Genomic DNA, 17231 nt, shown 5'->3' on the forward strand with positions numbered 1-17231 from the left:
TGGCTCCTGTTTGATTCAAGATACTCATTGCCGGAATTCTCTACTTTACAAGTGTCTGGTTTTCGGGGAAGGGGTCACGCGATCACCGACACCTGCCCGTGGCGCGATCCGTGCCAGTGGAGCGAAGCGAAACCAGCACGGAGCGTGACGCGGGTAGGTGTTCGGTGGATCGCATGGTTCGACTCTATTTTCTTGGCCATGTGGCCCATGAATCCTGAAATGCAAAAGGAACCCCCTCTTGCTGACAGACTCGAATCGTATGTCCGGTTCCGCCTGCATAAGGGTCATCCATACTCACGTAGAACAGAGCACAGACTGGCTTCGGAAACGCGTCTGAATGCCCTATGACCTTCATTGTGTCGCGAATCAAGTATGCCGCTTTAGCTGCCAACGAACCTTTCTGGTTACGCTTGGAAACCAACCCTTTGTTCTTCGGGCTTGCAGCAGAGGTCTTGCAAGCAATCTCGTCTTCTTTGACCGATGAAAGTGACTCCGGAGAATCATATATTGCGTCCGCATAGCGGACGCTTTTTCTGTGTGACGCGTATGGCGCTATGACCTGCAGTCGGCTAGCGTCCACCTCTGCGATTCCTCGCGAAAATGCTTCATCTGATCCTTCTGCGTTCCCGGATCGAAATCGAAGCGTCGGAAATCTCGATGCCAAGCTCGCTGCAATGTCATGTGCATGCTTGACGTAATCGTCAGGAATAGCCCTGCGACCCTCAAGTAAAACTACTCCATCGGGGTTATTCATCACAAGTGAGGTGAATTCGGAGAATGTCATATTCATATCGAACAAGTTATTAGTTCATTTCATCATATCACGTCTCATGTGGCGCTCATCAACGGTGCCTTGCGAGACTGGCCTGCCATGAAGCTTTTAAAGCTTACCGCAAAAGTTAAGTAAAATCAAGAGGGGTTTGAATTTTATCTTTATGGATATCATATTAAAATCAGGATAAACGAGAATAACGGTATCACTTATGATCACCTTGCCGCAGGCGCGAGGGCTTTTTTTATTGCAAATCGATCAACTCAGGTCATACCATACTCCGGCCCGGAAGTAAACCTGCCTCAGCCGGCTGTTCCGTATCATTCATTTTTTCTCTCCGTAAAACTCTTCCGGCGTCTCCAGCCCTTCGGAGGAAATATTCTGGTCGTCATGCTTGGTTTTCCACCAATCGATGTAGTGACGATTGGTGCAGAACCCAATGGATTGGCCTTCGTCGACAACACTGATTCCGCGTTTCGTTTTTCTCCCGCATATCACACAAGTACACGGGGTTGAGACTATTGGCTCTGTATCCCCATGCCACGGAATGCGGACATAGCCTTCATAAAGACCGCTGCCAAACACCCGCCCATCAATTGCGACATGCTCACCGGGTTCAGGCAGCGGCTTTCCATACCGGAAATTATGGCAGTATGTCCAGAACGGGTTGGATATCTTCAGGTGACGCAACGAACAGTACGAGATGGCCCAGAACCGCTCCTGCTGGTCCGGGTGCGGATGCGCCATTTCCTGCACGGCTTTATTGAAGCCACAATTCCCGCAACAATCAGGTCCTCCGTTTGGCATAGCTTTTTCCCCTTTAGGTTTGTTGTAAATACACAATCAAGCAGCCCGGTTCTCCCCCCGTCGACTATTTCCCGGCCAGTCGTTTCAGCCTTTCGCATGCATCTTTTTCACCCGCACGGCAAGCCTTCCTGTACCATTTTTCGGCGTTCGATATGCTGCCCGGAACCCCGAGGCCTTTCTCATACATCTCCCCGATTGATAACAGGCCATTGGGATCTTTACGCCCTTCAGCGATTCGATACCATTTTGCTGCTTCATCGGGATCCGCCAGTACCCCCTTCCCCTCTTCATAGAGCCAGCCTATCCAGTACGCGGCATCATTGCCATCCTTCTCGGCAGCCAGACGGAACCACTTCATGGCCTCTTCATAATTCTGCTCCACAACCTGGCCCTTCACATACATCTCCCCGATGTTGCACCGGCCGTAGCCATTGCCCTGGGCGGCAGACATGCAGAACCATTTAAACGCCTCGGCATTGTCCTGCTTCACACCCTCGCCGTTCTTATACATCAGGCCGAGATTATTCTGTGCATACTGCTCATTCTGTTCAGCCGCCATCCGAAACAACAGCAGGGCCTGATCATAATCCCGCTTCACGCCATCGCCTTCCCGGTACGCCCAGCCGAGATTGTTCCGTGCATCGGCATTGCCCTGACGGGCAGCCAGCCGGTACCACCTTACCGCTTCAGCGGGATCCTTGCGGACTCCGTCCCCATCCGAGTAACAGCCTCCCAGCATTAACTGAGCGTCATCATCACCCAGTTCGGCACGGGCCCGTATCCCCCTGATTTCGTCCTTCCTTTTTATGACTCTCCCGGCACGACCCTCCGGCAACGCGGCAAGCCACTCGACAGGAGTGGCGAAATTCATCTGCTGGGCATTCTTCAAGGAAAAGGTCGTCATGCCGACCAGCAGGCCCTCTTCATCGAACAGGCCGCCGCCGCTTGATCCCGAAGAGATAGGGGCCGTCGTCTGCATGTAGCGGTGCCCTCTTACCTCCCTGAAGCCGGAGATGATGCCTTCCGAAAGCGTCAATGGATAACCCCGCGGCGCCCCCACGGCATAAACCCGCTCACCAACAGCAAGAGCGTCCGAGCTCCCCATGGAAACCGCCGGAGCTTTCAGTCCCTGAACCGTAAGGGAACAGATGTCGCGTTCCATGTCGAAATACCGGACAACGGCAGGATACTCCCCGCCCCCGTAATCAACCGTAATCTTTCTGGCGTCACTCACGACATGGTGGCAGGTCGCAACTGCTCCCCCAGGCAATACCACGCCGCTTCCCATCGCCAGAACCTCCCCGCTGTCGTCAAAGGTATGGACAACGACCACGCTTTTCAATACCCGCTCAAACACCTCCGCCACTTTGCTCTCTGCGGCCAGAGAGGGAAACGGCAAGGAAAAGAGAACTGCGAAAACGATCCAGAATACCCCGCCGCCCGCATGCACGGGTTGTGACGCAATAACCGAGGTTGCCATTCTTATCTTCATAGGAAAGCTTCTTTGCATTATGGAGCGGGATGAACCCGCCCGGGTCCTATTCCTGTTGTTCGTCGTCACGGATGGCCTCCACTGAACCGCTGCGGTCGAGGACACAATAAAACCAATCGTCCCATGTGCCCGGCAGTTACAGGATAACCGGGGGTATCGGACAATACCCGTCCGACCGGATCAAAAAGAGATGAAAAACAACGCAGCTGCTTTAATGAACGGAGAAGCATCGGACACCTTTTGACCCACCATACCCCGCATATTTCAGGAAGGAATGCCAACGCCATACTCATCAATAGCGTGGCGGCGCGAATTGCCCGACCAACAACAACATAAGAAACGCCGTAAAAGAAATGATGGAAAAGTTGAAAAGAACAGTAACTTTGAAAATATGCCCCATCCACCTCTGAACGATGACGACATGGTGCAGTCCCGCCCTCCCATAGTCCGCATGCAGTACATCGACCAGCAGCTGCGCGACAACCACTACCCGAACTGCACAAAGATTGCAAAGTACTTCGAGGTATCAAGCAAAAGCATCCAGCGCGACATCGACTACATGCGCGATCTCCTGCACGCGCCCATTGAATACGACCGTAAAAAACGGGGCTACTTTTATGAGGAAGAGGGCTGGTCATACCTTGCCGCAACAACGCTTGAGCTGAGGGAGGCAGAAGCACTGATCGCCACAACAAAAGTCCTTCAGCAGTACCAGGGAACCCCTTACTACAACGAGGTCAGCAGGGCTCTCGACAAGGTACGCCAGTACCTCCCCGAGAACTCCGCCGCAGATCACTTGCTCTCGGCATACTCCATTGAAAAACCGACACATCAGCCTGTTGAACCCCGGATGTTTGCGACACTTGAAGATGCCATCCGCTGCAGACTGAAGGTAACCATAACCTACCGCGCATCTTACCGGGCCGCAAGCAGCGAAGCCGTAACGGAACGCACCATCCACCCCTACCTCTTCCATTACTCACCATCTCTCGATACCTGGTACCTCATCGGCTACTGCGAACTCCGCAAGGACACCAGGACCTTCGCCCTGAACCGTATCCGGACCCTCTCGGTGACGGAGCGTCACTTTACCGTACCCGAATCATTCTCGATCGACGAGTACCTTGAAAAAACCTTCGATCTTGTCCACTCAAGCGAACAGATTGATGTCACCATCCGCTTCACCCCTTTTCAGGCACAGTGGATACGCGAACGACGCTGGCACCCGACTCAAGAAACAATAGAACATAAAGACGGCTCCCTCATCATGAAGATGAAGGTCGGCGCACTTGACGCAGTGAAACGGTGGCTCATGGGGTTCGGAGAAGAAGCCGAAGCACTCGAGCCGCAGGAACTGAGGGTACTCCTCCATGACGAACTGAGCCGTGCAAACAATTTGTACGAGGATGTGAGGGCGAAGGGGCTGGAGTCGCTGCCGCTGTTTTAAAGGGCCCATAAAGAGCAGAACAACCGTGTCCCCACCATGACCATGCCGCGACGAATGAGAGAATACGCGTTCCGCGAAGATCAATGGCAGCGACGATATGAGCCTCATGTAGAAGCCATAAACCGTTACATTGACCAACAACTTGGGGATACAGTCCCATATGTTCCCCCCCTGCACGGCGGCTGTAAAGCCCGCCTGTTGAACGTGCTGAGTGATCCAGGCCCAATGGCTCAGCACAGCAGGTTTGTATGCATTGAAAATGACGATCCGACGGCCGAGACACTCTGGCACCTGTTCCATAATGCCAGAATTCCAGCACATGACGCCATTCTTTGGAACGCCTATCCCTGGTACATCAACAAAAACCCAACTGCAGCGCAGCTATCGATTGGAATCGTACCGCTCAAACGAATCATCGATCTGTTGCCTCAATTAAAAGTAGTCATGCTCCACGGCGGGACCGCCCATCGTGCATGGAAGAAGTTTGTGAAAGCCAACCCAACGCTTGTCAAGGAAAGAGGGTTGTGTGTCATCAAAACGTACCACCCCAGCAGGCAAGCATTTATACATAAGGATCCTAAGGTGCGGGAAATGCGCAGACAGCATATTGTTGATGCCTTTACCCAGTGCCGTCAAGAACTCGGCCCGACGCAAACCAATAGGGCATAAGATGTTCGGCATAAGTGACATAACGAAGGTTTGCTATTACCCGGCGGCAGGAACTGACATTCAGGCAATCCTGAGGTTTTCGCACCTGACCGACACCATCCTTGCCCCAACGACATCACGATACCTGACCAGACAACGACAGGAGGACCTCTTCAAGGCAAAATGCAACACCCTCAACTCCTTTTTCGGCAAGCCGCTTCTGGAACTGGTTGACGTGGTAGATCTGGACAGCTACTTTGAAGATGAGGCCAAATATCTGACTGGAGCGGAAGACATTTTCTCCAAAGAGGAGCAGGCAGTATACATGAGGGCATTCATGCCACTGGTTCCAAAACGGTTAAGCGCCACCAAGTTCGTATTCAAGAGAACGCTTGGCCGAACTGAGCGAAAAGTTAACTGGATTCATACATCCACGGAAGGCATTGCAACCCTTGCGGTCATATTCAAGCGAACCGGCGCCCTGCCGGAAATCTTCTGCACCATACAGACCGGAAATCTAGAATATCCATACAGCATCCTCCTCAGAATAATCAAAAAAATCGGCACGTACCCCGAGATATGGGTTCGTGGATTCTGGCCAACAAAGGCTTGGAGCAGGATACCCATACAGTCATTTCCCCCATATAAACACATTGCACAGGACTACGGAAACTGGAACAGCAGCCTGGGAATTACCACGCTAAACCATGAAGACAACTCATCGGATCATACCCCTAAGCACTCCTGTGTGAGAGCATTCACCCGCGAACCGCTCGAACTACCCTCGAAGCATCGCACCCTACAAAGCAGTCTGAACCCGAACCGCCGACTTACAATAGAGTACGGAAACATTATCGACCAAGCCGGCCGATTCGATGGAAGCATTATTTCCGAGCGGATGAACCATACGGGCATGCATGCCGCAACGCATATGGCGACGACATGGGAAACACTCAGCGGTCGTAATCCCGAAGGTATGTTCCCTGCCTTGACCTTTCTCGAGTCACTTGAAGCTGCTGGTACGTATGCAATGAAAGAAGGCCTTCGAAACCTTGCCGTTACACCCATGGGATACGAAGACGAGGGGATATCCATTCAGGAATACCTCGATGCCTCAGACAAACCTGTTGACATAACGGTGTTCTTGATGCGTCCGCTCGATTACATAAGCCTTTGTGCAGAGAGCAAGGCCGTCACATCCTGATTGGCTCCTGTGGTGATGAGGATGCATGACCGCACCAACGGGGTTCCATCCAGCGGTTGCCACCTTGCGAATACCATTAGGTTCACCATCCACCCTCAAGTCACAGTAGGGCTTCCGCCCCTGACTACCCTCACCCAATCATAGAATCCACTGGTTTGGATCAAACAGTGCCGCCGGCCAGTAAATCCCTGAAATACGGCTTCGCCCCAACGTTCCCGCTCGAGAGTTGATGCGCCGGATCTACGGCCGCTCATGGGCCCGACGCGGCATCATCCCTTGGGTGCTCCATATCAACCCGAACTTGTCGTGATCAACCATCCAGATGACGATATCGGATTCATGCGCGATGTTGTAAGACAACATATTGCTCAGGATTGACCGGTATTGAATGCTCCTGGTATAGTAAATGTGAGGCCGCGACCGAAACCGATAGTGGCAATTATTGCATTTTTTCTGCGTATAGGACAGCCATTGTCCCATCCAGCCCTCTAATATCCCATTAAGAACACATATGTAATGTTCTTTGCATACGCAGCCTTTCTGTTGGCTGTTCATTTTCAACCCAACCACCAGCATCATGAAAAAAGCAATACTCGCAGTACTCTTCACCGCGATGTGCTCAACGCAGGCACTTGCAGAACAACCCTATGTCAGCGCATCCATGGGTTATGGAACCATGAATGATTCTGGAAGTTTCAGCTATAATGGCACATCGTATAGGGATGTGGTCTCTTTCGATTCCGGAACGCCATGGGAGATTGCATTCGGTATCCGTAACGATGACAATCGCGTTGAAGTCGCTTTAGGCTACCAAAACAATAAAATTGATACCGTTTCAGGCCTTTCGTCACTCTACGGCTACTCGTTTTCCGAGATTGAGGTAAAGACTCGCAGCATCATGCTGAACGGCTACCATGACTTCGCTCTCGAAAACTCCGAGATTTCCCCCTACCTCATGGCAGGCATTGGGAGCATGAACCTGAAAGAGAGCGTCTCAGGAACCGAGTACGGTGATATCAACAAGTTCGCATGGCAACTCGGCGCAGGCATCGGCTACAAAGCCACCGAGAACATCACCCTAGATATCAGTTACCGTTACTTCGCCACAGCCGACATCACGTTTGAATCTGCCGGGGCAGGATTCTCCGATGCCACCTACTCAATCGGAGGAAGCCGGGTTCTTGCCGGTGTTCGATACGGGTTCTAACCACCCGACATACCCCATTACATCGTTGACCGGCGGTATGGAATGCCCATGCTGCCGGTTTTTCGATACCCATGACTGCATTATCGACACGCCGACAATGTCCACTGCATGCAAGACATCAAACGATCTAGGGTAGCCGACTATATTTTTTCGCACAAACTTGCTGATATTTCCCACGGAACCCATAGATTACAAAGAAACTGCTGTAACAAGATCTACACCCATTGCCCCATTAGAACCCTACAGACCTGCCCTATCATCAAGGTCCGTTGGCACTGAACATTACCAAGGAAGTTGGAATCATAATCCGCATAACACATATTCACCCCAAATTCCATGTTCCACCTTTTCAGAAAAAAGAAGTCCTCCCCAGCCAGACAGCCCTCATTTCAAGAAAAAGAACTGTACCGTAAAGTCAGTGACCGCGTCATTGATGCGCTAAAAACCCATTCAACACAACTCTCTGACGAAGCAATCAGAACCATATGCAGTGATCTTATTGAAGCCGAACTGGACATGGCATTTGACCGATGGTTTGAGGAAAACCTCGACCATTGCACCGAAAAGTCGTACTCGGATGAGCATATCATGTCAAACGCCCGGGACCAAGTTATCGGCTGGGCATATGACACTCAGCAAAAAATCCTTGCTGAAAAGGTCATCGCCGACGTTCTTGCTAATAAGCGATCGTGGCTCGAAAAGCTCTTCAGAAGCGCGCCAAAAGCCCCCACGTCCACCTCTGAACGATGACGACATGGTGCAGTCCCGCCCTCCCATAGTCCGCATGCAGTACATCGACCAGCAGCTGCGCGACAATTACTACCCTAACTGCCCAATTATTGCACGCTACTTTGAAGTATCAAGCAAAAGCATACAGCGCGACATCGACTACATGCGCCCCGCGAGAAGAATCCATGATTGATACGAACATCAATATGTATAGTGATGCAAATGGTGGCGATCCTGACGCCACCAGCCCCACATTGCGAACCTATCACAAGCTTCTCTGGAGCAAGCCCTTGCCCGGTGGCGACCTTTTCGACTTAAGCATCGATAAACCTGGTTATTACCTTTACCATGACTCTGCATTGGGCAAATTCTCATTGGGGAGTGACGCTATCACGCACTCCTACAGAAATCAGATCAAGAAGAAATGGCTGACAACACAAATACCAAAGGAAGTGCAGGAGCTTTTCGATCGCGGATCAACGATTGGTGCATACATGATCTTCCCCAATAATCAGGTAGATCGGAAGTACACGATTAATCAGGCAAGAGGAATGGCACGGCTCATTGATGATCGATTCGATTTGACTTTGGAGTGCATCCGACGCTTCTACATCGATGAGCCAAGTCCATTAGAATACACTCTTAAACGGTATGCGGCGTTTCTCCGGTTGTTCGAAACATTCAAGGGATATGTTGACTTCTTCCTTCTCAACGACTTGGTGGATCAGCATAGTGACGTGAAGTTCTACCTGCCATTCGATGACTTTCAGTCGCCCCCCGAGTTTAAGGACGTAGAGGATTACCTTGTGTATAAGAGCCGCGTAGAGTTATTTATCGAAGCGCGTAATAGGCGGATCGAAGGCCATGCCAGCAACACCAAGACCTAACAACAGCATTCAGCGGACAACGCTGCGCGCCGCCACTGATGCTGAGTGTTAGCGGTATATATAGGCACTACATGGATAAATCACAGACAGGGTTAGTAGGTGAATTTTTAACGCTTGCTCAGTTAACGAGTAAAGGTCTTGTTGCAACTCTTCCCATGCCCCGCAAGGCTGTAGCCGAGAGCTTCTTCGATGCTTCATATTTCACCGCCAAATCATAGGCTGTATGATAGGTGTGTGTGACGTCATGCAATGACCGTCATTGTTTGAGAGAACCACAACAAAGTGTCTCTCCAGCGCCGGGTTGAGACTGTGGATTAGCCGATGAACGCCCGGGATACCAGATAAATTCTTTCATGCCGGATATGATCGGGCCCATTAAAGATCGAACACGGCAATTTCAGGGCGTGAACCCAGACGGGCAGCAATGATTGACATTCCTATCCCTCTGGACACGTAGAGTCTGCTGCCGGGGATATCGTAGAAACCAGCTACAAAATGACCGCTTCCTCCGGGAGTAAGCGGCGCCCACCCCCCAATCGTAATTTGTCCTCCATGGGTGTGTCCAGACAGGCATAAGGGAAATCGACCTGATCCCATAAGTCGGGGTACTTCCGGCAAGTCGAAAAATCCGGGCGAATGTTGCAACAGGACGGTTGTGGCTACGTTTTCCCTGTGCAAGGACCCGGTTCGCTCCAACAGCTCCAGGTCAGGGTTCCCGCCGGTGAAGTCATCAAGGCCTATCAGCTGAATTGTGCGCTTTCCTTTCGTGACTGATGACTGTCCGTTGACAAGGAATCGGTTTCCCTGCCGACTCTCAATGGCGGCGCGCAATTCCGAGAAGTCCACGTCGCTCCAATGCTCCCAGTTGCCTGGGACGGCAATCAGAGGAATCGGGCCAAGATCTTCGACAAAAACTTGCAGCAACGGCAGCGCGTCAGCACGATCGATCATGTCACCAGTCAAGACCACAAGATCAGGCCGCAATTCCTTCACCTGGTTCACCAGTGCCTTTTCATGCTTTCCGACGGCCTGGAGATGGATGTCAGAAAGTTGAACAAGTCGTAACCCCTGATCATCAGATTGATGACGCATATCGTGGTAGGTCACCTCCATGCGGCTAGGCTCAATAAAAAAGGCCATTCCTAGAACTACCAACAGGACAGTGATCAACAGAAGTCCGGCGAAGGAGCGGATGTTAGATTTCATGGCTGAGAGTGTAGGGATCGCCAAAAACCATTCCTCGACTCTCAAGAAGGGATATTTGATCTTCCCGGGTTTTGGGCTGCTTTGTGAAGGGGGATGCCATATAATCCAGCATAAAAAAATAACCCGCCAGTTTGAGGGCACGCTTGCGCGCATAGCCTTAACGGGTTTTGTTACCTAAAATGTACAAAATGACCCCAAGTATTTCAAGCGAAATACGCGAGGACAAGTTAAGAGAGAGTGGTCAATGACGAGTGCAAAGGTGAACGGAAAACGTGTTCATCACAGGAACCAACGCGGGAATCATGTCGATATCGTTTCGGATTAAGATATACGGACTCTGCGGACAGTCTGGATGGCGAGGCTGGGCCTATGTTTTGAGGATTACTAATATATTAGCTTTACATAACTTATATACAACAATTGCCTCCAAAGGAAAGACTGCCCACGACCGACTCATACAGGCGTGGACAGTTGTCAAAATCCTCACAGAAGGACTTCGCCAAATTAGTTCGCAGGAGCAAGGACTCTGGATTCTCGGTTTCTGTCGGGGAAAGATGTAATTTGCATGGGAACGCACGGCACTTGTGCCGTTATCCGGTACGCCAACCGCCCATAGCCTCTCTCCGTCATGAAACAGACCCGTCCCCCGCTGGTCAGGATGTATGCCGTCGACGAGGATCTCTGCCTGAAGCGCCACAAGAACTGCCGCGTGCTCGCCGAGCGTTTCGAGGTCCACCCGAAAACGATCCAGCGCGACATCGACTACATACGCGACGGTACATTCCGAATGGTGCGCCCCTGTTAAGTATGGATTTATTGGAAAAGGATGGAGCATTGCGCATGACTCGACATGATCTGTCCTGCGCTATCCAGCGTATAAGGGGTTTAAGTGTTCAGGGCGCGAATGCTCCTGCTGGTGCTGTGGATAAATCGTGTGGCGGGATCACAAGGGCAGTAATGCCCGTGAAAACGGCATGAGGCTCACTTGAAGTCAGCGATTGCCTGTGGCTTTTTATTGAATTGACATATCGGCTCGAATAATTTCAGCTTACCCATATGAAACAGCGAGGAGCCAATTTTTTTCCAGCGTATCAGCGCACGAGAAGTCGCGTCAACGAGGTGCTCTCTCAATCGGACAAGTCCGATGCTGTGGGCGTTGCTTTTGATGTCGTTCTCTATCTTGCGATTGGTATGGTGCTGGGTCTTACCTGGTTGAACACATTGCAGGTTGTTCACTCCAGCGAGTCTTTCCGCCGGTTCCACCATGTTGCGGTTATTGTTGTGACCGGCTTTTTTATGGCTGAATATGCACTACGTTTATGGAGTTGTACGGCGGGCGGTAAGTCGTTCACGCACCCTCTGTCTGGACGAATCCGATTCGCCCTGGCCCCCCTGCAGCTTATTGATGCTCTTGCCATCGCCTCTGTGCTGATCCTTGGCGTCAGTGCGAACCTTCTGTTCCTCCGTGCCATCCGCCTTTTCAGTGTTTCAGAATACATGGGCGGGAACGGTATTTATTCACCGGTTCAGATCCTGAAGCGTTCCATTCTCAACAAAAAAGAGGAGCTGGTGATAACCGTGTTTGTTTCAGGTACGGTCATCATTCTCTGCGCTTATGCTATTTTCTATATAGAGAAAGATTTTCAGCCGGAAAGCATTACCAGCCTTACTCCATCCATTGCCTGGGCTTTCGGCGTGCTGACAGGGTCCACCCCTCAAGGGTTCGAGCCTGTGACTGGGATAGGTCAGCTTCTTTATGTTTCGATGACAATCATGGGCGTTGTCATCGTAGGTCTTCCTGTTGGCATCATTACCGGTGGCTTCATTCAGGAGATTGAGTTGGCCAAGGCCTCGGAAGAGGCCCAGAAAAAAGCAGCCCTAATCCGCCGGTCGTTTGGAATAGAGGACAAGATCCCCGTAAGGAAGTTGCTGAAGAGTCTCGGTATCGATGCACATCGGCGGGTGTTGGATTTTGACGTCGCAATGGCCCGTCTTCAGTTTTCATCTGAAGATATTTTCGATGCGGTGGCTTCTGATCCGGGGTTGCGCATTAGGGCAGGGCGGCAGTCTAAGGATTCGCTGCATGAGGACAATCTCCATATCGAGGAGTTTACTGCAAACACTCTTTTCGGCGGATTCATCAAAAGAGCGGGTCGGATGCACGTCGTGTGTACCCAAAGTTGCGGTGATGCCGGAGCTGGCCACTACTCGAGGACCCTTTCCAATGTGCTTGGGGCATCATATTATTCGAACGAATTCTTCAGCTCGGGAGAACTGTTACCCGATAGGCAGTTCAATTTTGCCACCAACCCGCTATATCACGAGTCTTGTGGGGGCGATGTTAGCTCCGCTTATGTCGAGTGGAAGCATACGCTTGAAGAAAATATCACCCCCGGAAATTATGTGTTCTACGTGGGCACGGCAAGTGCCAGTCGCTTGGCCGCTCTTCACGTTCTTTTTGGCGGGGTGAAAGGGGTTGCCCCCGAAGCTGTCGCAGCTCCGACGCTTGATTTCCCGGAGCATGTCCTGAACTTTTACCGGGCTGTTTCGGTCCGGTTTAATGAAATGGATTTGAGTGTGGGTACCCATGAGGATTTCGCCAACGTCAACCCCAACCATGTCAGCCTCTTCATGCGCCAGGTCCTGCGTGCGAACGTCGTGTCTCTGATCGTCAGTGTTGAGCTGCTTCAGTTCAGGCCGGCTGATTTGTATTACCGAAGCATCAAGTGCCTTGCCGATGAAGTACTGGCGGCTTTCCCCTCTCCAGTATCGTCATGATGCATTGCAGCGTCCTTCATGTGCCCGCGCATTAGCCCTTCTCAGCCGTTGACGGCCATCTTGCCCTCCGCGGCTTTCGAATTCCAGCCTCGGGCCTCATAGACCCTCGGTCCGTTGACCATCGATTTTGCCATCAGGCCGATGACGACCAGCACAAGGCCTGCGATCGATGCCTCCCTGAATGATTTGTTCCTGTTGAAGATGGTCGAGACCTGTTCTATTGCCGCCAGGGCGGAGATGGAGACGAACGCGATTTTGAATACCCCGATGAAGAGTCCGACAACGATGCTCCGGTTGTTACGCACCGAGGATGCGAAGTTCCCGAAGATGCACACTGCCCCACCCAGGCCTGCGGCGATGGCGGAGGTCCACTGGAAAACGTGGTTGTAGGATTCGGAATGGAACGGCTCGGCGCCGAAGAGCATCATCGCTGCGACCGGGAGCGCCACGGCAAGGAATGAGTTCCCCATGTCAGCCATATCGTAATAGATGACCACTCGGTTGGCCGCGCCACCTATCAGGATGGCGACGCCGACGAGGGCTATGGCCATGAAGGCTATTACCAGCTGGTCACCCTGATCGTTTTCCGTTTTCTTTACGGCAGCCGCTTCCGCCTCATGGCGAGCCGAGGCGATGCTGTCCAGCCTTGCTTGCCTTGCCGCTCTTTCCGCCTCGATTCTGGCAGCCCTTATGCTGTCTGCGTGCCTTTTCTCGTCGGCAATCACCTCCCTGAAAAGCTTTGCCCGTTCGGCCGTGAGCGAGGCCAGCACGCCGAGGTACTCGTCTCCGCCCTTGAATGCGGCATCGTATGCTTTTTCATCCCGCTGTACGATCCAGTTCCCCTGGACCTCTTTGATCTTCCGGCGATCTTCCTCCCCGGCAATGGCCATCAAATCGCGATAGGCGCTGTTCAGTTCCCGGTCTGCCTCTGCGAAGGCAGGGCTTTTCAGTTTGTATTTAGCGTATTCGCTTTCGTTGATGCGTTTGCTGAAAAGGCTCGCCTGTAGCGGTGGAGCCATAAGCAGGATGCAGAGGATCGTCAGGACTGTGCGTGCCATGGCGGTGGGGGGGATGAGATAGCGATGCGCTGTGTTTTTATGGCCGAGTTACTTCTTTTATGCAAGATAGCGTTTCGGCCTTAAATCGGCAATGCTTCTCGGGAAAGCGTTGCTGCACGTTTAAATGTGTTTTTTTATGCGGTTTTTCTTTCGTTTGGTGTATCTTTACTGTACGACTCCGGCTTGCCGCCGGGTATTTTCCACCCAACACTTACATCCTATGGCACAAGGCATTTCTGTCACTGATGTCCCACATACCGGGATAGATAACGATATCCTCGGTACCCGTTCCTATGCCGAGACCCTCGCTGAATTCATCCGTTCATGCGATACGCCGATAACGATAGGCATTCAGGGCGAATGGGGGTCGGGAAAGACGAGCCTGCTGCAGATGATCGAAGCCTATCTGGAACAAAACGAGTTTCGCGGTTCCTACAACCGGGTGACCCAGGGAAAGGATGCTTACTGCGTCATCAAGATCAATACCTGGGAGCACAGCATCCTCCGGAGTCCGGAGGAGAGCCTGATTTCCATCCTTACGGAGATCAGCGAGAATATTCTTGCCAAGGACGGCCAGTGGGAGGTTGCCCAGAAGACCAAGAAGTTCCTTGGCAAGCTGGCTAGGGGGGCGGTAAGCATAGGCGCGAACGCGGCCCTGGGAGGGGGCGGGGGGGCGCTTGCGGCGGATCTGATGGATGCGGGGGAAAGCAATACTATCAAGGAGCTGCGGGATACGCTCGACAAGGTTGTCAAAGAGGTCGTTGGGAGGGCTGAAAATCCCGTTGAGCGTTTCGTTGTCTTCATCGACGACCTTGACCGCCTGGAGCCGGTCAACGCCGTCAAGGCCCTTGAACTCCTGAAGAACATCTTTTCGGTGGGCCACTGCGTCTATGTCCTTGCGATCGACTATCAGGTTGTCGTAAAAGGCCTGAAGGGGAAGTTCGGCGAAATTACTGAGGCCAATGAGTGGGAGTTCCGTGCTTTCTTTGACAAGATCATTCAGGTTCCCTTCATGATGCCGATTGCGCGTTACCGGCTCGACGACTACATGCAGGGTCTCCTGCAGCAGATTGGATACTATGATAAGAAGACCATCGGCACCCATGTTTCGTGGCTTACCCGGTTGATTCGCCTGACGGTGGGCTATAATCCGAGAAGCCTGAAGCGGATGGTCAATTCCCTTTCGCTGATCAACATCCATGCCAAGAATGATTCGTCGGTGTCCGGAATGGACAAACTTGATCTTGATATCATCAAGGGAGTCTCTCTTTCCCTGGTGTGCATTCAGATTACCTATCCGCGGCTGTTTGAGTTGCTGATGCGGAGCCCCAATTTTACGGACTGGGACAGTGATTTCGCTGCCAAGATCAGCTCAGTCGATGGGGATGAAAAGGGCGCTCTAGAGAAGGCTCTTGCCCATGCCGTCGAGCATTACGGGGAGGACTTCGACGAAGACTGGGAAAAGGCCCTCTTCCTGCTGACCTGGAACATGAGGATACAGCGCCATCGTGTGATTGAGATGAGCAAGGCGCTTTCAATCATCAAGGACGATATTATAACCGATCGGCATGCGGAGCAACTGGCCGAGTACATGTCGGTATCTTTGGCGCGTTCGGCCGTCACCAGTGTCGTTTCCTTTGAAAATGCCCTCCAGACGGATGACGAGGATCGGGAGAAAGCTGGAGCAACCAAGCGTCTTAGCATGGAGTTCTGGAACGGCCTGCGCGGTTTTTTCGATGGGACCCAGACGTGTTTTGCCAATTCGATCAGGCCTGCAACCTCAGTGGTGTCGTTGTCACGAAAAAGTCCCGGGGACGAGAGCATCAGCTATTACGTGTCGCAGCGCCTCTCTTCCTTCATCGGCATCACCGCTTATTCCGTCGATCCTACCGAGGGCTATGCCTTGCTGCAGTTCCTGAAGAAAAATTCGAATGAAATCGAGGCTGCGATTGGCGCGAAGGTGCGCTTCAAGATAGACCCGAGCAACACATCGCAGGAAATGCGGGTGGTCTGTCCTGCCGACACGCTCAAGGAGAGGGGCAACGTCCTGAACCTGTCAGCAGGGGACAGGAGCGCTTACGGGAAGTCCATTATAGAGGTTTTCCCGAAGCTGGAAGAGGTCGTGGAGCGGAAGCTTGGAGAATACAGAACGAAATCTGCCGAGGAACTTGCTGCGGAAATCGACCCCGGCGTTCCGAGACCGGAGGCGGCTGAAGATAACCGGCCGGTTGCCGGCACCGCGGAGGCTTAGAACATCTGCGATTAACCCATCACAAAGGAAGCATCATGGGACAGCTTGTCAAACGTCCGAGTGACGAACAGCTCAGGGACGGCATGATGGCCAGGACGGGTATCAATCTTGTCGTGTACGGGGGCTATTTGATTTTGTGAGTGATATTTGAGTCGAATATTTCTTATATGTTTCGGCTCATGAGTTATGTGAGTGCAGTTATGCTTCCAAATTAAGCCGCCAATTTGGATAAAAGCAAAATTAGGCGGGAAAAAGGAGATTGGATAATGGCAAATTTCAAAGATGGTGTTATACGGGATGGATCGTCTATTGGGTCTGGCAAAGCCTTGGGGAATATTAAAGATGGCATCATCAGAGATGGCTCATCAAAAGGATCGGGGAGAGCTCTTGGCAATGTTAAAGATGGAATTATCCGAGATGGTTCATCAAAAGGTAGCGGCAGGGCACTGTTTAACGTAAAGGGCGATGTTGTAAGAAACGGTTCATCGCTCGGTTCTGGAAGCAGAATCGGGGAAGTCAGCGATTTCAGTATCCGTGGTATGGAGAGAGAGCTTGATGCTGAAATTGTCGCCACATACCATTTCCTATTGAAAAAGATTGTATGAGAAAACATAAGTTGACGATTCGCATCCGTAGCGTAGGTCACCGTTTCAGGGGCCTATAGTGGTCCCCGATTTTTAGACAGCTGTTTAAGTTGGTAACTTGCTCAAAAGAGGAGCAAGTAAATGACCAAAAGGAAACGCAA

At 51.8% G+C, this 17231-nt stretch carries 15 protein-coding genes; 11 read left to right on the plus strand and 4 right to left on the minus strand.

The window, feature by feature from the left end; translation table 11 throughout:
• Nucleotides 1-1096: 1096 nt before the first annotated feature.
• Entirely contained in the window at nt 1097-1579 is a 483-nt protein-coding gene (locus EKD02_RS09000) for a hypothetical protein (protein ID WP_011889357.1), read from the minus strand.
• 64 nt (nt 1580-1643) lie between these two features.
• Nucleotides 1644-3071 carry a bifunctional trypsin-like peptidase domain-containing/SEL1-like repeat protein gene (locus EKD02_RS09005; RefSeq protein ID WP_185805732.1) on the minus strand — a complete coding sequence of 476 codons (1428 nt, stop codon included), beginning with the start codon at nt 3069-3071 and terminating at the stop codon, nt 1644-1646.
• A 391-nt stretch (nt 3072-3462) separates the two neighbouring features.
• On the opposite strand from EKD02_RS09005, the gene EKD02_RS09010 reads away from it, so the two are divergent.
• The 7 genes from EKD02_RS09010 (at nt 3463) to EKD02_RS09040 (ending at nt 9193) form a co-directional block, all read left to right on the plus strand.
• Nucleotides 3463-4518: a helix-turn-helix transcriptional regulator gene (locus EKD02_RS09010; RefSeq protein ID WP_126343074.1), complete on the plus strand. Its 1056-nt coding sequence runs from the start codon at nt 3463-3465 to the stop codon at nt 4516-4518.
• A 36-nt stretch (nt 4519-4554) separates the two neighbouring features.
• Nucleotides 4555-5187: a uracil-DNA glycosylase gene (locus EKD02_RS09015; protein ID WP_126385105.1), complete on the plus strand. Its 633-nt coding sequence runs from the start codon at nt 4555-4557 to the stop codon at nt 5185-5187.
• Complete coding sequence (locus EKD02_RS09020; protein WP_126385107.1) at nt 5132-6370, plus strand: hypothetical protein; 1239 nt, start codon at nt 5132-5134, stop codon at nt 6368-6370. Before EKD02_RS09015 ends, EKD02_RS09020 begins: the two co-directional genes overlap by 56 nt.
• Before the next feature lie 577 nt (nt 6371-6947).
• Nucleotides 6948-7577, plus strand: a complete 630-nt coding sequence (locus EKD02_RS09025; RefSeq protein ID WP_126343083.1) for an outer membrane protein — start codon at nt 6948-6950, stop codon at nt 7575-7577.
• A gap of 336 nt (nt 7578-7913) precedes the next feature.
• Entirely contained in the window at nt 7914-8327 is a 414-nt protein-coding gene (locus EKD02_RS09030; protein ID WP_126385109.1) for a hypothetical protein, read from the plus strand.
• A gap of 4 nt (nt 8328-8331) precedes the next feature.
• The gene (locus EKD02_RS09035) at nt 8332-8499 is read left to right on the plus strand and encodes a hypothetical protein (RefSeq protein ID WP_342352904.1); all 168 of its coding nucleotides are present in this window, start codon (nt 8332-8334) and stop codon (nt 8497-8499) included.
• On the plus strand, nt 8492-9193 hold the full coding sequence (locus EKD02_RS09040) for a DUF6994 family protein (RefSeq protein ID WP_126385111.1): 702 nt from the start codon (nt 8492-8494) through the stop codon (nt 9191-9193). The genes EKD02_RS09035 and EKD02_RS09040 overlap by 8 nt, the downstream gene beginning before the upstream one ends.
• Before the next feature lie 375 nt (nt 9194-9568).
• Here the strand turns inward: EKD02_RS09040 and EKD02_RS09045 are convergent, their stop codons facing one another.
• Nucleotides 9569-10399 (minus strand): metallophosphoesterase, encoded by an 831-nt coding sequence (locus tag EKD02_RS09045; protein WP_185805733.1) that lies wholly within the window; start codon nt 10397-10399, stop codon nt 9569-9571.
• Nucleotides 10400-11027: 628 nt separating this feature from the next.
• Here EKD02_RS09045 and EKD02_RS10035 point away from each other — a divergent pair.
• Together EKD02_RS10035 and EKD02_RS09050 are read left to right on the plus strand one after the other, a co-directional pair.
• The gene (locus tag EKD02_RS10035; protein WP_185805734.1) at nt 11028-11204 is read left to right on the plus strand and encodes a hypothetical protein; all 177 of its coding nucleotides are present in this window, start codon (nt 11028-11030) and stop codon (nt 11202-11204) included.
• Between the two features lie 251 nt (nt 11205-11455).
• Entirely contained in the window at nt 11456-13177 is a 1722-nt protein-coding gene (locus EKD02_RS09050) for an ion transporter (RefSeq protein ID WP_126385115.1), read from the plus strand.
• Nucleotides 13178-13218: 41 nt separating this feature from the next.
• Here EKD02_RS09050 and EKD02_RS09055 read toward each other — a convergent pair whose 3' ends face one another.
• Nucleotides 13219-14235, minus strand: a complete 1017-nt coding sequence (locus EKD02_RS09055; protein WP_126385117.1) for a lysozyme inhibitor LprI family protein — start codon at nt 14233-14235, stop codon at nt 13219-13221.
• A 220-nt stretch (nt 14236-14455) separates the two neighbouring features.
• Between EKD02_RS09055 and EKD02_RS09060 the strand changes: the two genes are divergently transcribed.
• Complete coding sequence (locus tag EKD02_RS09060) at nt 14456-16486, plus strand: KAP family P-loop NTPase fold protein (RefSeq protein WP_185805735.1); 2031 nt, start codon at nt 14456-14458, stop codon at nt 16484-16486.
• Between the two features lie 224 nt (nt 16487-16710).
• Nucleotides 16711-17091 (plus strand): 6-fold beta flower protein, encoded by a 381-nt coding sequence (locus EKD02_RS09065; protein ID WP_126385121.1) that lies wholly within the window; start codon nt 16711-16713, stop codon nt 17089-17091.
• Nucleotides 17092-17231: the final 140 nt, after the last annotated feature.

It is taken from the genome of Chlorobium phaeovibrioides (assembly GCF_003968655.1).
Classification (GTDB): domain Bacteria; phylum Bacteroidota; class Chlorobiia; order Chlorobiales; family Chlorobiaceae; genus Chlorobium; species Chlorobium phaeovibrioides.